The sequence below is a fragment of the Caballeronia telluris genome, assembly GCF_001544495.1.
Lineage (GTDB): Bacteria > Pseudomonadota > Gammaproteobacteria > Burkholderiales > Burkholderiaceae > Caballeronia > Caballeronia telluris.
Genome location: NZ_FCNZ02000016.1, coordinates 114,607 through 132,862 on the forward strand (window position 1 = coordinate 114,607; position 18,256 = coordinate 132,862).

14 protein-coding genes and 1 pseudogene are annotated in these 18,256 nt (G+C 62.8%); 8 read left to right on the forward strand and 7 right to left on the reverse strand.

Translation table 11 applies throughout. The annotated features are described in order from the left end of the window. Positions 1–77: 77 nt before the first annotated feature. Positions 78–1,031 (reverse strand): LysR family transcriptional regulator, encoded by a 954-nt coding sequence (locus tag AWB66_RS20885; RefSeq protein WP_087632076.1) that lies wholly within the window; start codon positions 1,029–1,031, stop codon positions 78–80. A gap of 140 nt (positions 1,032–1,171) precedes the next feature. Between AWB66_RS20885 and AWB66_RS20890 the strand changes: the two genes are divergently transcribed. From AWB66_RS20890 to AWB66_RS20900, 3 genes are read left to right on the forward strand one after another with little or no spacing between them, the layout of a single operon-like run. Beyond that, entirely contained in the window at positions 1,172–2,500 is a 1,329-nt protein-coding gene (locus tag AWB66_RS20890; RefSeq protein WP_087632077.1) for an MFS transporter, read from the forward strand. Between the two features lie 30 nt (positions 2,501–2,530). Beyond that, complete coding sequence (locus tag AWB66_RS20895) at positions 2,531–4,039, forward strand: M81 family metallopeptidase (RefSeq protein WP_087632126.1); 1,509 nt, start codon at positions 2,531–2,533, stop codon at positions 4,037–4,039. A gap of 42 nt (positions 4,040–4,081) precedes the next feature. Then, positions 4,082–5,128 (forward strand): alpha/beta fold hydrolase, encoded by a 1,047-nt coding sequence (locus tag AWB66_RS20900; protein WP_087632078.1) that lies wholly within the window; start codon positions 4,082–4,084, stop codon positions 5,126–5,128. 27 nt (positions 5,129–5,155) lie between these two features. Here AWB66_RS20900 and AWB66_RS20905 read toward each other — a convergent pair whose 3' ends face one another. Beyond that, complete coding sequence (locus tag AWB66_RS20905; RefSeq protein WP_087632127.1) at positions 5,156–6,097, reverse strand: LysR family transcriptional regulator; 942 nt, start codon at positions 6,095–6,097, stop codon at positions 5,156–5,158. Positions 6,098–6,204: 107 nt separating this feature from the next. Here AWB66_RS20905 and AWB66_RS20910 point away from each other — a divergent pair, with 107 nt between their 5' ends. The 4 genes from AWB66_RS20910 to AWB66_RS20925 all read left to right on the forward strand — a co-directional run bounded on the left by AWB66_RS20910 (position 6,205) and on the right by AWB66_RS20925 (position 11,792). Further along, a complete protein-coding gene (locus AWB66_RS20910) occupies positions 6,205–7,716 on the forward strand; it encodes a CoA-acylating methylmalonate-semialdehyde dehydrogenase (protein ID WP_087632079.1) in 1,512 nt (503 codons plus the stop codon). Positions 7,717–7,850: 134 nt separating this feature from the next. Next, positions 7,851–8,762 (forward strand): LysR family transcriptional regulator, encoded by a 912-nt coding sequence (locus tag AWB66_RS20915; protein WP_087632080.1) that lies wholly within the window; start codon positions 7,851–7,853, stop codon positions 8,760–8,762. 52 nt (positions 8,763–8,814) lie between these two features. After that, positions 8,815–9,915, forward strand: a complete 1,101-nt coding sequence (locus AWB66_RS20920) for an NAD(P)H-dependent flavin oxidoreductase (RefSeq protein WP_087632081.1) — start codon at positions 8,815–8,817, stop codon at positions 9,913–9,915. 647 nt (positions 9,916–10,562) lie between these two features. Further along, complete coding sequence (locus AWB66_RS20925; protein WP_087632082.1) at positions 10,563–11,792, forward strand: glycosyl hydrolase; 1,230 nt, start codon at positions 10,563–10,565, stop codon at positions 11,790–11,792. Positions 11,793–11,935: 143 nt separating this feature from the next. Here the strand turns inward: AWB66_RS20925 and AWB66_RS20930 are convergent, their stop codons facing one another. From AWB66_RS20930 to AWB66_RS20950, 5 genes are all read right to left on the reverse strand, one after another. Continuing rightward, entirely contained in the window at positions 11,936–14,317 is a 2,382-nt protein-coding gene (locus AWB66_RS20930) for a two-partner secretion domain-containing protein (protein WP_087632083.1), read from the reverse strand. A 191-nt stretch (positions 14,318–14,508) separates the two neighbouring features. Further along, on the reverse strand, positions 14,509–14,763 hold the full coding sequence (locus tag AWB66_RS20935) for a tautomerase family protein (RefSeq protein WP_087632084.1): 255 nt from the start codon (positions 14,761–14,763) through the stop codon (positions 14,509–14,511). 47 nt (positions 14,764–14,810) lie between these two features. Beyond that, positions 14,811–15,521: an SDR family NAD(P)-dependent oxidoreductase gene (locus tag AWB66_RS20940; protein ID WP_087632085.1), complete on the reverse strand. Its 711-nt coding sequence runs from the start codon at positions 15,519–15,521 to the stop codon at positions 14,811–14,813. Positions 15,522–15,674: 153 nt separating this feature from the next. Next, complete coding sequence (locus AWB66_RS20945; protein WP_087632086.1) at positions 15,675–16,469, reverse strand: alpha/beta hydrolase; 795 nt, start codon at positions 16,467–16,469, stop codon at positions 15,675–15,677. A gap of 103 nt (positions 16,470–16,572) precedes the next feature. Further along, positions 16,573–16,923 (reverse strand): DUF4148 domain-containing protein, encoded by a 351-nt coding sequence (locus tag AWB66_RS20950; RefSeq protein WP_087632087.1) that lies wholly within the window; start codon positions 16,921–16,923, stop codon positions 16,573–16,575. A 724-nt stretch (positions 16,924–17,647) separates the two neighbouring features. Between AWB66_RS20950 and AWB66_RS20955 the strand changes: the two are divergent. Beyond that, a pseudogene (locus AWB66_RS20955) lies at positions 17,648–18,242 on the forward strand (response regulator transcription factor). The last annotated feature ends 14 nt before the right edge of the window (positions 18,243–18,256 follow it).

Genomic DNA, 18,256 nt, shown 5'->3' on the forward strand with positions numbered 1-18,256 from the left:
GTGCGCCTGAGCCTGTCGCCGTCGCGTTCACCAGGACACGCGACGGCGAACGATCGTTTTGTCACGTAGCATCCTCGTCACTTTTTTCGTCTGCGGACCTTGCCCGCTTCCTTGGCTTCAGGCGTTGAAAACATCGGCATGCGCTCCTGAATCCACTTGAGCAATTCAAGCGGACCGGCGGCAAGCGGTCTGTCGATCTTGACCAGCACTCTTGCCTGCGCGCCTTCGAACAGAGGATGTGCAATGGGGATCGTCGTCAGCTCGCCGGATGCGAGTTCCTTGTACGCAGCAAATTCGCCGATCAGCGTCACGAAGTTCTCCGCCGACACGAAGCGCTTGAGCGCGCGTAGCGAGTTGGTCGTCAGCGTCGGGCGAATTGTCGTGTTCTCGGCAAGCTCAAGCATCTTCACGACATGACCGATCCCGAACGTCGGCGGCATGAGCGCGAGCGGATACGCGCGAAGATCGTCGATGCTCGCGGGTCCTTTTCGCCGCGCCAGCGGATGATCGCTGCGCAATAACAGCACGACCGGCTGAAGCGAACTCGCACGATATTCGATGCGCGGATGCGGCGGCGGGTTGTACGCGAGTCCGATATGCGCCCGGCTTTCTGCGACTTCGTCGAGTATCGCGTCGACTGCGAGCGTCTCCATGCCGATCTCCAGATTCGGATACTGCGCGCAAAACGGCGCGAGCACGTCGTCGACGAGCATGTCCACGTAACCCTCGCTGACCGCGAGCTGGATGTGCCCTCGCTGAAGGCCTTTCAACGCCTGAAGCTGGTCTTCGAGCTTTTCCTGCTGCGAACGATAGCCCTGCCAGAACTCGAGCAAATGCGCCGCCGCTTCCGTGGGCCGGACGCCGCGCGCCTGCCGTTCGAACAGCGTCGCGCCGAGTTCGTCTTCGAGCAGCCTGATCTGCCGCGTGATGACGGATGGCGACGTGTTGATGTTGTCGGCGGCGCCGCGAATGGAGCCGTGCGTGAGCACTTCGTGGAAATATCGAAGGCGCTGGTGATTGATCTCTCGCATTCCGTGGCTCCCGGGCAGATTGGGTGTTGCTCACAGGGCAACGATACGTGAACTTAGTTGCTCTTGCTGCCATGGTTTGGCGCTGCCACCATGCACTCAACCCCAGCGACGGGCCGAGTGAAGGAAACCGGGAGACACCCATGTCAGCAATCCATCCATCGAAGGCCGGCGATGCCGCCTCGACGCTCTATAGCAAGCTCAACTGGCGCCTCTTGCCGTTTCTGGTCGTCTGCTACATGTTCGCGTATCTGGACCGCGTGAATGTCGGCTTCGCGAAACTCCAGATGCAACACGATCTCGGCTTCTCCGATGCAGCCTACGGCGTCGGTGCCGGCATCTTCTTTCTCGGCTACGTGCTGTTCGAATTGCCGAGCAACCTGATGTTGCCGAAGATCGGCGCACGCCGGACGTTCAGCCGCATTCTCGTGCTATGGGGCATCACGTCGGCGTGCATGCTGTTCGTGCGCAACGTGCCGGCCTTCTATGCGATGCGATTCCTGCTGGGCGTCTTCGAAGCGGGATTCGCGCCGGGGATGATCTATTACCTGTCGTGCTGGTACGGTCCGGCACGCATGGCACGCGCCATTGCACTCGTATTCGTTGCCGGGCCGCTGGGCGGCATCGTCGGCGGGCCGGTGTCGGCGTGGCTCATCACGACGCTGTCCGGCGTTGGTGGTCTGAGCGGCTGGCAATGGATGTTTCTGGTCGAAGGGCTGCCCTGCATCGCGCTCGGTCTGCTCACGCTGCGTGTCCTGTCCGATCGTCCCGCCGATGCCCGCTGGCTGAGCGACGACGAGAAGCGCCTGCTTGATCGCGAGACCGCTCCCAGCCTGCATCGCGCGGATTCGTTCAGGGAGGTGCTGAAAAGCCCGAGAGTCTATGTGCTCGCGATCGCCTACTTCAGCATCATCTTCCCGATCTATGCGCTCAGCTTCTGGCTCCCGACCTTGCTGCGGGATCAGGGCGTGAACGACACGATCCGCCTTGGCTGGTACGCGGCGATTCCTTATGTGGCAGCCGCGATCGGCATGTATCTCGCGGGACGACGCTCCGACCGGCTGGGCGAAAGACGCTATCACTGCGCGATTCCGGCGCTTGCCGGCGCGGCCTGCCTGATCGCCACCGTCTTCGCCGACGGACATCTGACGCTGACACTCGTCGCCCTGACGTGTGCAACCGCCGGTCTCTGGATGGCTTACACGGTGTTCTGGGCGATCCCGTCCGAGCTCGTCGAGGGCAGCGCAGCGGCGGGCGGCATCGCGCTCATTAATACGGTCGGATTGTCGGGCGGATTCTGGGGCCCCGCTGTATTCGGCTGGACCAAGACCTGGACGGGAAGCGTGCGTGCGGGACTGCTCATCATGGCGTGCGTAGCGGCGGCCGCGGCGCTGCTGATCCTGACAGCCAGGCTCACGCTTCGGAAAGACCGCACCTTCGAGCCCGTTGCCGCGAACAATTCCGTCGTCTGATCGACACCCATCGCGTGGAGAGTGAAAAACATGAACATCCTGATCGCCGGTTTCCAGCATGAAACCAACACGTTCGCGCCGACCAAGGCCTCGTATACGAGCTTCGTTCAAGGCGGGGGATTCCCGCCGATGGTACGCGGCGCCGATGTGCTCGCGCTTCGTAACGTCAACGTTCCGATCGGTGGATTCATCGAGGCCGCGGAGGCTACCGGCCACGACCTGACGCCGGTGATCTGGGCAGGCGCGAGCGCCTCGGCGCACGTCACGACCGATGCGTTCGAGCGGATTTGCGGCGAGATCGTCGCGGCCGTCAGCGAAGGCGGATTCGATGCGATCTATCTCGACCTGCACGGCGCGATGGTGACCGAGCAGATCGACGACGGCGAGGGCGAGATCCTCGAACGCGTGCGGCGGATCGTCGGCGATCGCATACCGGTGGTGGTCTCGCTGGATCTTCATGCGAACGTGACTCAGCGAATGATCCGGCACGCCAGCGCGCTGGTGGCATACAGGACTTATCCTCACGTCGACATGGCGGAGACGGGCGAGCGCGCCGCGCAGATTCTCGAACGCCTCGTGTCCGAGCAGCGCCCGTTGCACTGCGCGTTTCGTCGCGTTCCGTTCCTCATCCCGGTGAACGGCATGTGCACGCTCGTCGCGCCGGCGAACGACATGTATCGCCTGGTGTCTGCACTCGAAGACGAGTCCGTGGTATCGGTGTCGTTTGCGCCGGGTTTTCCTGCCGCCGATTTCGCCGAGTGTGGCCCCACGATCTGGGCCTCTTCGTTCAGCAAGGAAGCGGCGGAACGCGCGGCAGATGCGCTGTATGCAAAGCTCGTCGATGAAGAGTCGCGCTGGGACGTGCCTTTCCTCACACCCGACGAAGCTGCGCTCGAAGCGATCAGCTTAAGCCGCGCGGCGAGCAAGCCCGTCATCATCGCGGATACGCAGGACAACCCGGGCGTCGGAGGCGATTCGAATACGATGGGCATGGTGCGGGCGTTGCTGCGTCACGGCGCGAGCGATGCGGCCGTCGGCGTGATCTGGGACGCCGATGCCGCGGCCGCCGCGCATCGGGCGGGCGTCGGCGCGCGCATCCGGATCGCGCTGGGAGGCCGCTCGGGCGTGCAGGGCGATGCGCCGCTCGAAGCCGTGTTCGAAGTCGAGCATCTTTCGGATGGACGCTTCCGTTTCGATGGCCCGATGCTCAACGGGATGAAAGGGGAACTGGGACCGGTTGCGTGCTTGCGGATCGAAGGCGTGAGGATCGCGGTGAGCTCGGTGAAGATGCAGGTCTTCGATCGCAACCTGTTCCGCGTTGCAGGTATCGAACCCGAGCGGATGAAGATACTCGTGAACAAGAGCTCGGTGCATTTCCGGGCGGACTTCGAGGCGATTGCCGAAGCGATCCTCGTCGCGAAGGCGCCAGGACCGATGGCCGCCGATCCGGCCGATTTGCCGTGGAAACATCTCGATGCGGACATGCGCGTGCGGCCGATGGGTCAGCCGTTCCGTTCAATGGGCCCCGTCACTGCCTGAACCCAACCTACCGTTATCGACACATCGAAAAGGAGAATAACCATGCCGGATCAAGTCAACGCTCGGCGTCGTCGCTTGCTGCAGACGACCGTCGCGGGTATCAGCCTGATGGAACTGGGGTTGAGCGGTCTCGTTCACGCGCAATCGAAGGAGGGCACGGGCGGCACGAAGCCGGCCACGCCTCGCGCCGGGTTTGCCGCGATCCGTCAGGTGAAGGCCGGCACGCTCGATATCGGCTACGCGGAAGCGGGTCCCTCGAATGGTCCGGTCGTGATCCTGCTGCACGGATGGCCCTACGACATCTACAGCTTCGCCGAGGTCACGCCGTTGCTTGCAGCCGCTGGATATCGCGTCATCGTGCCGTATTTGCGGGGCTACGGATCGACGCGCTTTCTCTCCGCCGATACGCCTCGCAACGGACAGCAGGCGGTCGTCGCCGTCGACATCATCGCGTTGATGGATGCGCTGAAGATCGACCAGGCCGTGCTCGGCGCCTTCGACTGGGGTGCGCGCACGGCGAACATCATGGCGGCGCTGTGGCCGGAACGATGCAAGGCGATGGTGTCGGTGAGCGGGTATCTGATCGGCAGTCAGCAGGGCAACAAGGCGCCGCTGCCGCCGCAGGCCGAGCTTGCGTGGTGGTATCAGTTCTACTTCGCGACCGAGCGCGGCCGTGCGGGCTACGAGGCCAATCGCCACGACTTCAACAAGCTTATCTGGCGTCTCGCCTCGCCGAAATGGAACTTCGACGATGCGACTTACGATCGCTCGGCTGAATCGTTCAACAATCCGGACCACGTGGCGGTCGTGATCCATAACTATCGCTGGCGGCTGGGGCTCGTCGAGGGCGAGGCGCAATACGACGCGCTGGAACAGCGTCTGGCGATGGCGCCCACCATCTCCGTTCCGACCATCACGATGGAAGGCGATGCCAACGGCGCGCCGCATCCCGATCCGGCGATGTACGCAAAGAAGTTTACGGGCAAGTATCTGCATCGGACCATCGGCGGCGGCATCGGGCACAACTTGCCGCAGGAGGCGCCGAAAGCCTTCGCGGACGCGGTCGTCGACGCGGCGCGCCTTGCGTGACCGACAGCATCGCGAGCCGCGTATTCGTCAGAGGGAAAATCCTTCGGCGAATGCCTGGCGCAGATAGGCGACGAAGACTGCCACGGCACGCGGCACGTGCGGCGCATAGGGCCGCACCACATAGAGCTGGTCCGCGAATCCGCCGACCGGGCGCCATTCCGGCAGCAGCGCGATCAGCCGGCCCGAGCGGATCGCGGTCTGCGCCGTGAAATCGGGCAGCAGCGCGATGCCCAGGTCGTCGAGTGCGGCATCTCTCAGTACCTCGCTGTTGTTGGCCGAGAACGGGCCGTTCACCGTCACCGTGGTGGGACCCGTGCTCGGCTTGCGGCCCGCCTTGCGCTCGAACGACCAGATGCCGGCGTTCATGCCGCGCGGATAGAACAGGCAGTCGTGCGCGGCGAGATCGGCGGGCGTCTGCGGCATGCCGCGCCGCTTGATGTACGCGCGCGTGGCGGCGATCACCGAACGTGTTTCGCACAGCTTCCACGCGACGTGCGTCTCGGGCACCTGCGCGCTGTGCCGAAGCGCTAGATCGAAGCCTTCGGTCGCGATGGAACTGAGGCGGTCCGACGCTTCCAGTTGCACGCTGACTTCCGGATTGGCGCGCAGGAATTCGGCCATTCTCGGAACGAGTTGCTGCCGCGCGAACGCCACCGGAGCCGTGACCCGCACGAGGCCGCGCGCGACGCCCGCCAACTCGCGGACCGTCGCGAAGCTGGTTGCGATCTGGTCGTACTGCGGCCGCGTGTTCTCGACAAGACGCTGTCCCGCCTCGGTGAAGCGCACGCTGCGCGTGGTGCGCTGAACGAGTTGAACGCCCGCGACACGCTCCAGTTCCGCGATGCGCTGGCTCATCGCCGCCTTGCTGACGCCCAGGCGCGCGGCGGCGGCGGTATACGTGCCTTGCTCGGCGAGCACCGTCAGCCAGTGGAGATGCGTCCACAGTCCCTCGATATTTTGCGTATCCATGTTCGATTGTTCGCTATGGAAAACAATGATTTCAATCATAGCGTCTTTGCAGGAAGCGGGGAGCTTCCTACACTTGTGTCACGCCAATCATACATAGAGGAGTCGAAATGCAAGCCTTCAGCGACAACGCCGACGTCACCCATTTCATTCACGGAGAACCTGTCCGCGGATCGGGGACGCGCACGCAGCCGGTGTTCAACCCGGCGACGGGCCAGCGCGCGCGCCAGCTTCTGCTGGGCGAGGCGGCCGACGTGGATGCGGCGGTTGCGAGCGCGAAGGCTGCGTTTCCCCAGTGGAGCGACACGCCTCCCATTCGCCGTGCGCGCGTCATGCTGCGCTTCCTCGAACTGATGAACCGCCATCGCGATGAACTCGCCGCCATCATCACGGCCGAGCACGGCAAGGTGTTTTCCGACGCACAGGGCGAAGTTTCGCGCGGCATCGACATCATCGAATTCGCTTGCGGCATTCCGCAGTTGCTTAAGGGCGACTACACGGAGCAGGTCTCGACCGGCATGGACAACTGGACCGTGCGGCAGGCGCTGGGCGTCGTGGCCGGCATCACGCCGTTCAACTTCCCGTGCATGGTGCCGTGCTGGATGTTCCCGATCGCGATCGCGGCGGGCAATACGTTCATCCTCAAGCCGAGCGAGCGCGACCCGTCGGCGTCGCTCTTCATGGCGCGCCTGCTGAAGGAAGCCGGGCTGCCCGACGGCGTCTTCAACGTGGTTCAGGGCGACAAGACGGTCGTCGACGCAATCCTCACGCATCCGGTCATCAAGGCGGTGAGTTTCGTGGGCTCGACGCCGATCGCCAACTACATCTATGAAACCGGCGCCAAGCACGGCAAGCGCGTGCAGGCGCTCGGCGGCGCGAAGAATCACATGGTCGTGATGCCGGATGCGGACCTCGATCAGGCGATCGATGCGCTGATCGGCGCGGGCTACGGCTCGGCGGGCGAGCGTTGCATGGCGATCTCGGTGGCGGTGCTGGTCGGCGATGTCGCGGACAAGATCGTGCCTCGGCTTGCCGAGCGCGCGCGCAGCCTGGTCGTGGGGAACGGCATGGAAGACACGGCGGAGATGGGGCCGATCGTCACGCGGCAGGCGCTGGAGCGCATCGAAGGCTACATCGCGATGGGCGTCGACGAAGGGGCGTCGCTGGTCGTGGACGGTCGCGGATTGAAGGTGGCGGGTCACGAGGACGGCTTCTTCACGGGCGGCACGCTGTTCGATCATGTGACGCCGGAGATGCGCATCTACAAGGAAGAGATCTTCGGGCCGGTGCTGGCGTGCGTGCGCGTGAAGGACTTCACGGAAGCGGTCGATCTCGTGAATGCGCATGAATTCGGCAACGGCGTGGCCTGCTATACGCGCGACGGTCACGTGGCGCGCGAATTCGGACGCCGCATCGAAGTGGGGATGGTCGGCATCAACGTGCCGATTCCGGTCCCGATGGCGTGGCACGGATTCGGCGGCTGGAAGCGCAGCCTGTTCGGCGATACGCACGCGTATGGCGAGGAAGGCGTGCGCTTCTACACGAAGCAGAAATCGATCATGCAGCGCTGGCCGGAGAGCACGGAGAAGGGCGCGGAGTTCGCCATGCCGACGTCGAAATAACGCTGCTGCGGTTTGAGGTCGAGGAAGGGCGTCGGGCGAGAAATCGCGCGGCGCCCTTTTTGCATTGCCGCGCCCGTCGTTCAAATTGCCTATCCTTCGGTGTATCAGTCTCGAGCGAGAAGGGCACACCAAGCATGCAGCGACAATTCGACGACCTGGTCCTCGGCAGTATCGAACTGTTTTGCCTTGCGGCCGAACTCGGCAGCTTCACGCTCGCCGCGACATCGGCAAGCGTGACGCCGGCGGCCGTGAGCCGCGCGGTCGCACGCCTCGAGGAGCGGCTTGGCGTCAGGCTCTTCGTGCGAACGACGCGCCAGATACGCCTCACCGATGCCGGACGCAGCTACTTCGAGCATTGCCGCCAGGCATTGGCCCAGCTCGTGGACGCCGAGCGGGAAGCGACAGGCCAGCAGACGACACCGGCCGGCGTCCTGCGCATCAGCATGCCGACACCATACGGCCACGGTCGCGTGCTGCCGCTGATCGCCGAATACCGGATGCGATACCCGGACGTGACCGTCGAAGTGCATCTGAGCAACCGGAACATCGATTTCGCCGAGGAAGGTTTCGATCTCGCGATACGCGGGCGCGCGCCCAGGGACTCGGGCCTGATCGCGCGCAAGCTGGAGGATGCCGAGCTTGTCGTCGTCGCGTCGCCGGCGTATCTGAAGCGAGCCGGCACGCCCATAACGCCCGACGATCTCGCGAGGCACGATTGCATCCAATACGAATTGCCGAGTAACGGCCGGAACATCGCGTGGTCGTTCATGAGGGACGGCGAGAGCGTCGAGGTGATGACGGGCGGCGGCTATGGCTCGTCGGGCGACGTGCTGGCGGGCGTGACGCTGGCTCGCCACGGCGCCGGGCTGTTTCAGACCTACCGCTTCACTGTCGCGCAGGATCTGAACGATGGCATGCTGGTGGAAGTCCTACGCGAGTTCGGAGGCTGCACGCGGCCGTTCATCTTGCTGTATCCGCATGCGCGACACGTGTCGTCGAGAGTGAGAACGTTTGTGGATTTCCTCATGGAAAAACTGCATGCATGAACGCAACGCGTGATTCACGCATGTTCGATCAACCCCAATGAAGAGACATGACATGAACAGTCGTACTGAACACATTCCGCTGTTGCAACGGCTCGGCATCGACAAGCCGATCATCCAGGCGCCGATGGCGGGCGTGAGCACGCCGGCGCTTGCCGCGGCGGTTTCTAACGCGGGTGGACTCGGCTCGCTCGGCGTGGGCGCAATGAACGCCGAAGGCGCGCGCAAGGTGATTCGCGAGACGCGTGCGCTCACGGACAAGCCCTTCAACATCAATGTCTTCTGCCACGAACCGGCGGTCCTCGACGAGCCGACCGAGCGCGAATGGCTGAACTGGCTCAAGCCGCATTTCGACCGCTTCGGCGTTGCCCCGCCCACGACGCTCGGCGAGATCTATACGAGCTTCAAACGCGACGAGGCGATGGTGAAGGTGTTTCTCGAAGAGAAGCCGCCCATCGTCAGCTTTCACTTCGGACTGCCTTCGCCGCAAGTGATTTCATCGCTGAAGGCTGCGGGAATCAGGCTGCTTGCATCGGCGACGAACGTTGACGAAGCCACTCAGTTGGCGGATGCCGGAGTCGATGCGATTGTCGCGCAAGGCATCGAAGCGGGCGGCCATCGCGGCATGTTCGATCGTCAGGCATTCGATGACGGCCTGGGCACGTTCGCCTTGACGCGCTTGCTCGTGCGCAGTGTCGATCTGCCGGTGATCGCCGCCGGCGGCATCATGGATGGTGCGGGCATCGCGGCGGCGCTCGCGCTCGGTGCGCAGGCTGCGCAACTCGGCACCGCGTTTGTCGCGTGTCCGGAGACGTCGATCGACGACGGATACCGGCGCGCGATTCTGAGCGATGCCGCGCGTCATACCATCCTCACGTCGGCGATCTCGGGCCGGCCTGCACGCAGCATGGTGAACCGGTTCACCGAGCTGGGGCGTTCGGTGGGTGCTCCGAAAACGCCGGACTATCCCGTTACCTACGATGCGGGAAAAGCGCTGCACGCGGCCGCCAAGGCGCAGGGTGAGTTCGGCTATGGCGCGCAATGGGCGGGGCAGGCTGCCTCGCTTGCACGCCACTTGCCAGCCGCCGAACTGATGGCGCAACTCGAAGCGGAGTTCGACGAGTGCGTAAAGGGACTACAACGCTTCGGCGCGTAATGCCGTTCGGGTGACGTTGCCAAGGGAGTGACTTGTTTGCTCCGGCAACATGTCACTTGAAGCGAGCGAAAGGCGAATTCTCCGGCATTTGCCGCCATTGGCGGGAATGAACGGCCATACGAATTCGCCGTAACTTCTATTCCTCTGACTTAATTAACAAAATCGCGCTCCGATTCGGAAATGGCGTTTCGCCAGCCTTGCGAACGATTTTCTCGTGAAATTATTTCCGACAGAATATCTAAATACTTAAAAACAGCGCTTTTTACCGCGTAATTTATGCCGTTTTCAGTCTAATCAATAATATGATTAGGAATATCTGGTGACGTTTTCCAATGTCGTTAGGAGTATTTTCCTTCATACATATGAGTTAAAGGCAATTGTTTCTATCTTCAAAGAGTTACATTGTGTTACGCGTGCGGTAGTTTATTCCAAAATATACTCATGCCTTCTGAGTACTAACGCACATACTACCGATGCGACCTGCCAATTCTCCTGCCGCTAAAGTCGAAACTGCCGATTCGAACCGTTTTCAGCTCAATACGTCGTCCGTAACACGTCGAAATTTCCTGTCCATGTTAATGGCCGGTGCGGGGAGCGCTGCGCTCGCCGCTTGCGGTGGTGGAGGCGATATTGCCGATTCCGGCGATGTGGCGGGTGTTGCAAAGGCTGCTGCCACGGCATCGCCGGATGGAACGGTCATTCCGTCGGCGCAGTCGATCGTCGACTCGTCCGGCAATACGTGGACGCTCGTCAGCAGCCGCGTGACGAAGAACGGTACGGGCGTGGCGACGGGTTCGCCCAGCGCGTTGACCCTGATGCTCTGGTACGGCGGCGTGATCTACGCGAAGAACTCGGCGGGCACGTGGTACAAGAACGGCAGTGCGTGGACCTCGATTGGAACGGTTGACCCGCGCACGAAGACGCCGGCGACGGCTGCCGCGGCGGCACCGCTCTTCTACGGCATGAACGGCCACATGGCTTACGGCACCGGCATCTACAAGACGCTGGGTCCGGCTGCCCAGCTCGCGATGCTCAAGGACCTCGGCGTCACCAACTACCGTGCGGACGTCGCAAGCGACGGCATGGCGCAAGTGATCTCCGACGCGCTGCGCGGTCCGTTTGCGAACAGCGGCGTGTCGATCCTGCCGGTGCTCAATCCGCTCTCGTGCGGCTGGAGTCCCAACGCCTCCGAATCGGCGTCCTATACGCTCGGCTACAACCTGGCTGTCGGTTGCACGAAGGTGCTGAAGGGGCTCGTCAAGTACATCGAGTGCGGTAACGAACTCGACGTCGCGCTCAAGATCAGCGGCAACGGCAGCAGCTACAACCACTGGAGCCCGACGATGTGGCCGTCGTTCCGTGGCGTGCTCCGCGGCATGATCGACGGCGTGAAGGCCATCGACCCCACCATCAATTGCGGCGTGAACGTCGGCATCCCGATGGCGTATGGCGCGCTTCAGATGCTATGGCGAGGCATCACGCCGAACGGCACGACGGCAGGTCTCGCGAACGCAGCCGCCATTCGCTGGGACTTCACGACGTATCACTGGTATCACAGCTCGGGCGACATCCTGTGCGGCTGGAACAACAACGCGTGCCAGGACGTTCTGCAGGTGCTCAAAGACTCGTTCGGCAAGCCGATCTGGCTGACGGAATGGGGTTGGACCGGCGGCGTCGATTCCGGCCAGGCGGCCGCGGATTACGTCACGAAGACGCTCACCGAATATCGCTCGATCAAGGACAAGTACAACATCCAGTCGGTGATGATGTACTGCATCGTCGATGCGAACTATGGATTGATCCAGGCGAACGGCACGACCAAGAACCCGGCCTACGCCGCGTTCAAGAACTTCGTCGCTGCAAACCCGGTTTCGTGATCGACCGCATCACGCAACACCCTCACGCAACATCATCACGCAACACCGTCCGCCGTGCTGGTGACGCCGCGCCTCGCATCGCAGGCGGGCGTACCGCACGGATCGATTTTCCACTTCCCATCGCACGCGCGGGTGGGTGCCCTTCAGAGACCGAGGAACCATCGAAGGACCGGCTCGCCACTACCCGGCGGCAAGGCCCAGGCGCCGGTCGCGCTGAAGTCCCATCTCGGCCCGTAGCTTGCGGGGTCGCGCATTTGCGCGGTCGTCATCCGGCTCGAAGTCGGGGCAGCCGTGCCGGCTCCGGCGCCCACGAGCGCGCCGGATGTATCGGCGTTCCAGTAGACATCGCGGGCAATCGTGCCGGTGTTGTTGCCGGCAATGCCGCCCGGCCGCTGCGTTCCCGCGCCGGCAGGCGTCACCGATGACGTGGTGAACGACTGCCCGATCGCGCCGCCGTTGTTGCCCACCAGCCCGCCACGATAGTTGCCTCCGTCGACAGAGCCGCTCGAATACGACTGGGTGATCGTGCCGCGATTGGCGCCCGCCAGTCCGCCGACCTGGCTGCGCGCATCGCCGCTCGCGTTGCCGAGCGAATACGACTGCACGATGGTCCCATCGTTCTCGCCGACGAGACCGCCCGTCGCGCCCTGACCGGATGTCGCCCCACCGCTCCAGCCGCGTTCGATCGACCCGCGGTTGACGCCGACGAGCCCACCGGCCGCCGAGCCCGTCGCCGAGCTCGTCGAGACGGAGCCCGTTGCGCCGACGTTGACCACACGCCCGTCGTTCACTCCCGCGAGCAGGCCGACCGGCCCTTGCGAGGACGATGCGGTGCTGCCCGCGATCACGAAATTACGCACGACCCCCGTCTTGCCGATGTCTGCGAACAGTCCCGTGCCTTGTGACGACGTGCCGGATACGTTAAGGCTGCTGAGCAGATGCCCCATGCCATCGAACTGTCCGGTGAACGGTTTCGCCGCGCTGCCGATCGCGTGCACCGCGTTCGGCGCGAAGCCGAGATCGAAGCTCGTGCCGAGCGCATAGTTGCCGCCCAGGTTGTTGTTGATCGCGTTCAGATCGGCCGTCGAGTTGACGAGCCGGTAGCCCGTGACCTGCGTGACGCGCCCGCTGAAGGGCGCCGGACTCCATGATGCATTCGTGATGACGGTGCCCGGCTTGTAGCTGCCGTTCATGTCGTAAAGCGCCGTCACGATACCGCTGCTGCGCGACCAGTCGAACGTGCCGTTGTTCGTCACGCTGCCGTGGTTGTCGATCGAGTTGCTGTCGGCGCGGACCGTCAGGCTGCCTGCGCCCGCGTTGGCGATCGTCGTGCCCGGCGCGATGCTCACCGAACGAGTGGCATCGAGCGTGAGCGACGATGCGCCTTGCCATCGAATGTCCGATCCCACGCCGATATTGCCGCTGGCCTTGTTGGCGCCGGTCGCGTTGAGCGCAACCGAAGTCCCGCTTGAGAGGCTATCGGCGAGCGTGTTCGCAGTCGGCTTGTCGATCGCGAACTCGGGCGACGTCAGGTTCCATTGCGCCGCGCGGACCTTCGCGCCGGCCACCTTCAACGTATCGGCGTTCATGTCGACCGTGCCGCCGCTGCCGTCCGCGTTGCGCGCCGCGATGTTCGCGCCGCGGGCATCGACCGTGCCGGCATCGGCGACGAGCCACACGTGACCCTCGCGCGTCTCGGTGCCGGTCGAGCGCAACGCACTGTTCTTTCCCGCGAGCGCGTAGACGTTGCCGTCGGCGGCCTGCAGGTTGATCTGCGCGGCCTGCACCGTGCCGGAGTTGATGGCCCGCCCGTGGCTCGGCATCTCCACCGACACTTGCGGCCCATAGGCGTAGTCGGACAGCAATACCTTGCTGCCGGCGACGAGTTCGGCGGAGCCCTTGGGCGCATCGATGGTGCCGGCGTTCACGACATCGCTACGCGCGATGAGGAACACATCGCCGCCGCTCGAACTGATCTTGCCGAGGTTGACCACTGCGCTGTTGGACGTGCCCTCTAGCGACAGAGAGTCGAAGCCGTTCATGAAGGCGTTGTTGTCCGCGTCGAGCGTCGACGCGACGAAGCGTCCGCCGGTCGTGATCACGCCGCTCTTACCGACGACCACGCCATGCGGGTTGATGAGATAGACGCTGCCGGTGGATTTCAGCGTGCCGTCGATCGTCGACATCGCGTTGCCGGTGACGCGATTGAGCGTCGTCCCCGATCCGTTGTTGATCGAGACCGTGCGTCCCGCGCCGATCGAAAAACTGTTCCAGTTGATGATGCCGCGCGCGCCCGACTGTGTGATGTCGAGATTGGCGCCATTGCGCGCGATCGTGCCCGTGCCGCCGACGAACTGGCCGTTCTGCGGCAAGGGCGGCGCGGCCAACACATCGGCGACGTCGATGCAAAAACCCATGCTCAAGGCGACGAGCGCCGCTAAGGGTCGAAGCCTTAAAGGCCGCGTGCAACCCGCGGCGAAGCCGAGCGCCTTGGCGCTCTCAGGACGGTAATTGGAATGCCGCATGTGCTCCTCCAGTGCGCGGATGTCCCCGTTTAATCATTTTTCAAATTGTTATCCATCACCGTCGAAGGCAGTGTAACAGAGCGAATTTGAATTTCTAGAGGGGAAAAGAAGGGTACGAACCATGCGTGCTTAGCGCGCTTGCGACGGCGCGCTCTAAGGCAAGCGCCATCGAAGGGAGCGCTTGACCGGGTTCAGGCCTGCATGCACGTTTGCCCTGTCTTTAGCGCTTTTTGCGCACGATAAGCATCGACGGGCAATCCGCCCCAGCCCCAGTTTTCCTTCTCGACTTCCTGTATTACGACGAACGTGGCTTCGAGTGGCTTGTTCAGCACATCGCGCAGCAGTTCGCTGACGCCCTTGATGAGCTGCGCTTTTTCATCGGCGGTGACGGCATCGGTGCCAGGCGTGTTCCCTTCGCGAGTCACCTGGATTGTGACGATAGGCATGTTGCGCTCCTTCGAAAGAGGGGCACCCGCAAGCGCCCCGACTGGGTTTAGTGGCCGGCGCTCTGACCGCCGTCGACGTGCAGGATTTCGCCGGTGACGAACGGTGCGGAGTCCAGATACAGGACCGCGTTCACGATGTCGCTCATCTCGCCCATGTGTCCTACCGGATGCAGCGCGCCCAGCGCTTCGTGCGTATCGGGCGCATGCATCGGCGATTTGATGATGCCGGGCGATACCGCGTTAGCCCGAATGCCGGCCTTGGCATATTCGATCGCGATCGACTTGGTCGCCGAGTTAAGGCCGCCCTTGGTGAGCGACGCGAGCACCGAAGGCACGCCGCTGACCGCATGGTCGACGAGACTAGTCGTGATCTGGACCACATGCCCGCTGGCCCGCTTTTCCATTTCGGCGATCGCCAGTTGCGTCACATGGAAGAACCCATTGACGTTGACGTTGAGAACGGCGGCGTAGTCTTCCGCCGTGTACTGAGTGAACGGCTTCGCGATGAAAATGCCGGCGTTGTTGACGAGCGTGTCGATGTGGCCGAAGCGTTCGATGGCTTCGTCGACGACACGTTGCGCGACCTTGCGATCGCCGATATCGCCGGCAATCGCAAGAACATGCGGGTCCTCGGACGGCTTGATCGAACGCGCAGTCGCGACCACGCGATAGTCGCGCTCGCGGAAAGCCTTGACCAGTTCAGCGCCGATACCTTGCGATGCGCCCGTGACGACGACCACTTTCTGTGAGTTGCTCATGATGCGTAACCTCGAATAAGTAGATGGGCTGTGTTGCCGATCGGGCCAACGGCGCCGATGGATGCCAATCTAGGCTTATTGAGGCGTGTTGCGTACACCCGCCACGGACAAACAGTTTTGAGTCGCGAGAACAAATGGATTTCCGCGCCCGGCTTATTGGATTGCGTGCCTTGCTGCATCCTCGATCACGGCGGCAACCTGCTGCGGGCGCGACTCGTACACAGAATGACTCGCGCCGGGAATGACCGTCGTGTGGCTGTGCGCGCGTGCGTAGTACCAGCGCTCCAGATCCGGGCTGATGATCTTGTCGTCGGCCGCGACGATGCCCCAGCTCGGCTTCGTGGTCCAGGCCGCCGCGGTCAGCGGCGCCGAGAAGACTTTCGCGGCGGTCAGCATCTGCGAACGCGATTCGAATCGAGCTTGCTTGAGCGGCAGATCGGCGGCGAAGTCCTTTGGAAAGACGGCGGGATTCAGGTAGGTGTAGCCGTCATCGGTTTTTTCGACTGCGCCCGTCTGCTTCGATGTATAGCTGGGCTTGCCCTTGCCGAGCGCGGCCTCGTCTTCACCAACATTCGGCGCGTGAGCGGCGACATAAACCAGACCCACGACGTTCGAATGAACGCCGGCTTCGGTAATGACGGAGCCGCCATAGCTATGGCCGACGAGGATCGTCGGACCGGGTTGGAGGTCGAGGACGCGCTTTGTCGCCGCGACGTCGTCTTCGAGCGAGGTCAGCGGTTCCTGGACCACGCTGACATGGAAGCCGTCGCGCGTAAGGATGTCATAGACCGGCTTCCAGCCGGAACCATCGACCCACGCGCCGTGGACCAGAACGATATTCTTGACCGTCGTGGGGTTGTGCGGGGCGTCCTGCGCCATTGCACCCGCCGATGAAAAAATGGAAAGCGACAAGGCGACGACCGAAGCCGCGCGCGAAACAGTATTCATTCGAAACTCCATGGGGATAAAGCAAATGCAGGATGGCCGGCCGACTTCGCGAACGTCGAAATGTCGTGCGCGCGGCCGTCGGCACGACATCCCGCTCTCGTGCTTAGCTGCCGAAGTAGAGCTTGCAGAAGCTTGCCGGGCCGACGCACGCCGAATTCATTGCGGTGTGCGACGCCCGACCGGAACTTGACGTGCCGTTCTGCGCGACGCCGCCATAGCCAAGCTTCGCCTGGGTTTGCTCCTGTTGAGCAGCGACCTTCGCTTCTGCGGCCTGGATGTCCGCGGGATAGTCGGTGTCGCTGGCGCGCGCCGGGTTGTATCCGGCCTTTTCCACTTGAACGAGGTCGGCACGGACTTCGGCGCGCGTCACCGGGCCATTCGATTGAGCGAAACTCAGAGCGGGAGCCGCGAATGCGCCAGCAACAAAGGCGAGACTAACGAGAAGCTTTTTCATGACGTGATACTCCTTGAAGAGAGGTGAGTGAAACATTTGGGCAATGCATGAAAACGGTCATGCGGGTTTCGAATACTAGTTAGGCATACGTATTGATGAAACAGCGGATATGCGCTTAAAACCGATCGTGCCTGTTCCAACATCGAAAAGGACGCGCCTTGCGGCGGCCATACTTACGTGAACACGGACAATCGCGAAGTAATCCACTGTCCCGCAGTTATTTTTCGCTGGCTGATCGTTGGATCGCTTGCAGGTTCAGCCGTGAACGTAATGTAATCGCGGTTGCGGCTTGAACCAAGACCTACGAACGGCGGTCGGGAGACAACGATCGTCGTATGCGTGGATACATCCGGATGAGTCGCGCGAGCATTGCGTGTTGGTCCGCGTGAAGAACTCAGCCTTCGGGATGAACACGCGAGTCACGCGTATTAACCGGTCATACGCAGGTATGAGGGCGGATCGAATCGGACCGCGAGCGCTTCGGTTTTTCGCCCGTCTAAAGAAATCACCTACCTAAGACGCGCTGTGGCCCGTACTCGGGTATTCATGCTTTGCGGTTCGATTTCGTCTGGTTATGATTAAATTTTGAGATGACGCATCGCGGGGCCCAAATTGCCTTGCGGGAAGCGCGCCGTTCGCCATGAATCCCTGCATTGCCGAGTCGCCGATGACTTAATCACCTTCGACGTCCTCCCTCGTCTATATCGTCGACGACGATGCGGGCATGCGCACGTCCCTGTCGTGGCTGCTGGATTCGGTCGGAATCAAGTCGCTTTGTCTCGCGAGCGCGCCCGAGTTTTCTCGCCGCGTTCGATCCCACGATTTCAGCGTGCCTCGTGCTCCACGTGCGCATGCCGCAGGCGAGCGGCTTCGACGTGCAGGGCGCGCTGAACGAACAGGGCGCGACCTTGCCGATCATCTTCGCGAGCGGTCACGGCGACATACCGATGTCGGTGCGCGCGTTGCAGAATGGCGCGATCGATTTCGTCGAGAAGCCCTACAACTCGCAGCAGATGCTCGACCGCGTGCAGCCGGCGTTGAAGCTCGCGACGCAGCGTCATGCAGCGGACTAGAAGCGGCGCGCATTGACGAAGCGGATTGCATCGCTGACGGCACGCGAGCGGGAGGTGCTGCGCGGTGTCGTCGATGGTAAGGGCAGCAAGCTCATTGCCGCCGATCTCTCGATCAGCGTGAAGACCGTGGACGTCCATCGCGCGAGCATCAAGGAGAAGCTCGGCGCGTCGTCCATCGCCGCGCTGGTGCGCGACGTGATGCCCGTCTGGGACGACAATGCGCAATCAGAAGCGCCGCTGCGCTGAACGGCGTGCGCTTC

Excerpts from the sequence above, each read along its gene's own strand:
- AWB66_RS20940 (WP_087632085.1), bottom strand. The coding sequence starts at position 15,521 with ATGAGCAACTCACAGAAAGTGGTCGTCGTCACGGGCGCATCGCAAGGT.
- AWB66_RS20895 (WP_087632126.1), top strand. The coding sequence starts at position 2,531 with ATGAACATCCTGATCGCCGGTTTCCAGCATGAAACCAACACGTTCGCG.
- AWB66_RS20920 (WP_087632081.1), top strand. The coding sequence starts at position 8,815 with ATGAACAGTCGTACTGAACACATTCCGCTGTTGCAACGGCTCGGCATC.
- AWB66_RS20885 (WP_087632076.1), bottom strand. The coding sequence starts at position 1,031 with ATGCGAGAGATCAATCACCAGCGCCTTCGATATTTCCACGAAGTGCTC.
- AWB66_RS20935 (WP_087632084.1), bottom strand. The coding sequence starts at position 14,763 with ATGCCTATCGTCACAATCCAGGTGACTCGCGAAGGGAACACGCCTGGC.
- AWB66_RS20910 (WP_087632079.1), top strand. The coding sequence starts at position 6,205 with ATGCAAGCCTTCAGCGACAACGCCGACGTCACCCATTTCATTCACGGA.
- AWB66_RS20915 (WP_087632080.1), top strand. The coding sequence starts at position 7,851 with ATGCAGCGACAATTCGACGACCTGGTCCTCGGCAGTATCGAACTGTTT.
- AWB66_RS20950 (WP_087632087.1), bottom strand. The coding sequence starts at position 16,923 with ATGAAAAAGCTTCTCGTTAGTCTCGCCTTTGTTGCTGGCGCATTCGCG.
- AWB66_RS20900 (WP_087632078.1), top strand. The coding sequence starts at position 4,082 with ATGCCGGATCAAGTCAACGCTCGGCGTCGTCGCTTGCTGCAGACGACC.
- AWB66_RS20890 (WP_087632077.1), top strand. The coding sequence starts at position 1,172 with ATGTCAGCAATCCATCCATCGAAGGCCGGCGATGCCGCCTCGACGCTC.
- AWB66_RS20905 (WP_087632127.1), bottom strand. The coding sequence starts at position 6,097 with ATGGATACGCAAAATATCGAGGGACTGTGGACGCATCTCCACTGGCTG.
- AWB66_RS20930 (WP_087632083.1), bottom strand. The coding sequence starts at position 14,317 with ATGCGGCATTCCAATTACCGTCCTGAGAGCGCCAAGGCGCTCGGCTTC.
- AWB66_RS20945 (WP_087632086.1), bottom strand. The coding sequence starts at position 16,469 with ATGAATACTGTTTCGCGCGCGGCTTCGGTCGTCGCCTTGTCGCTTTCC.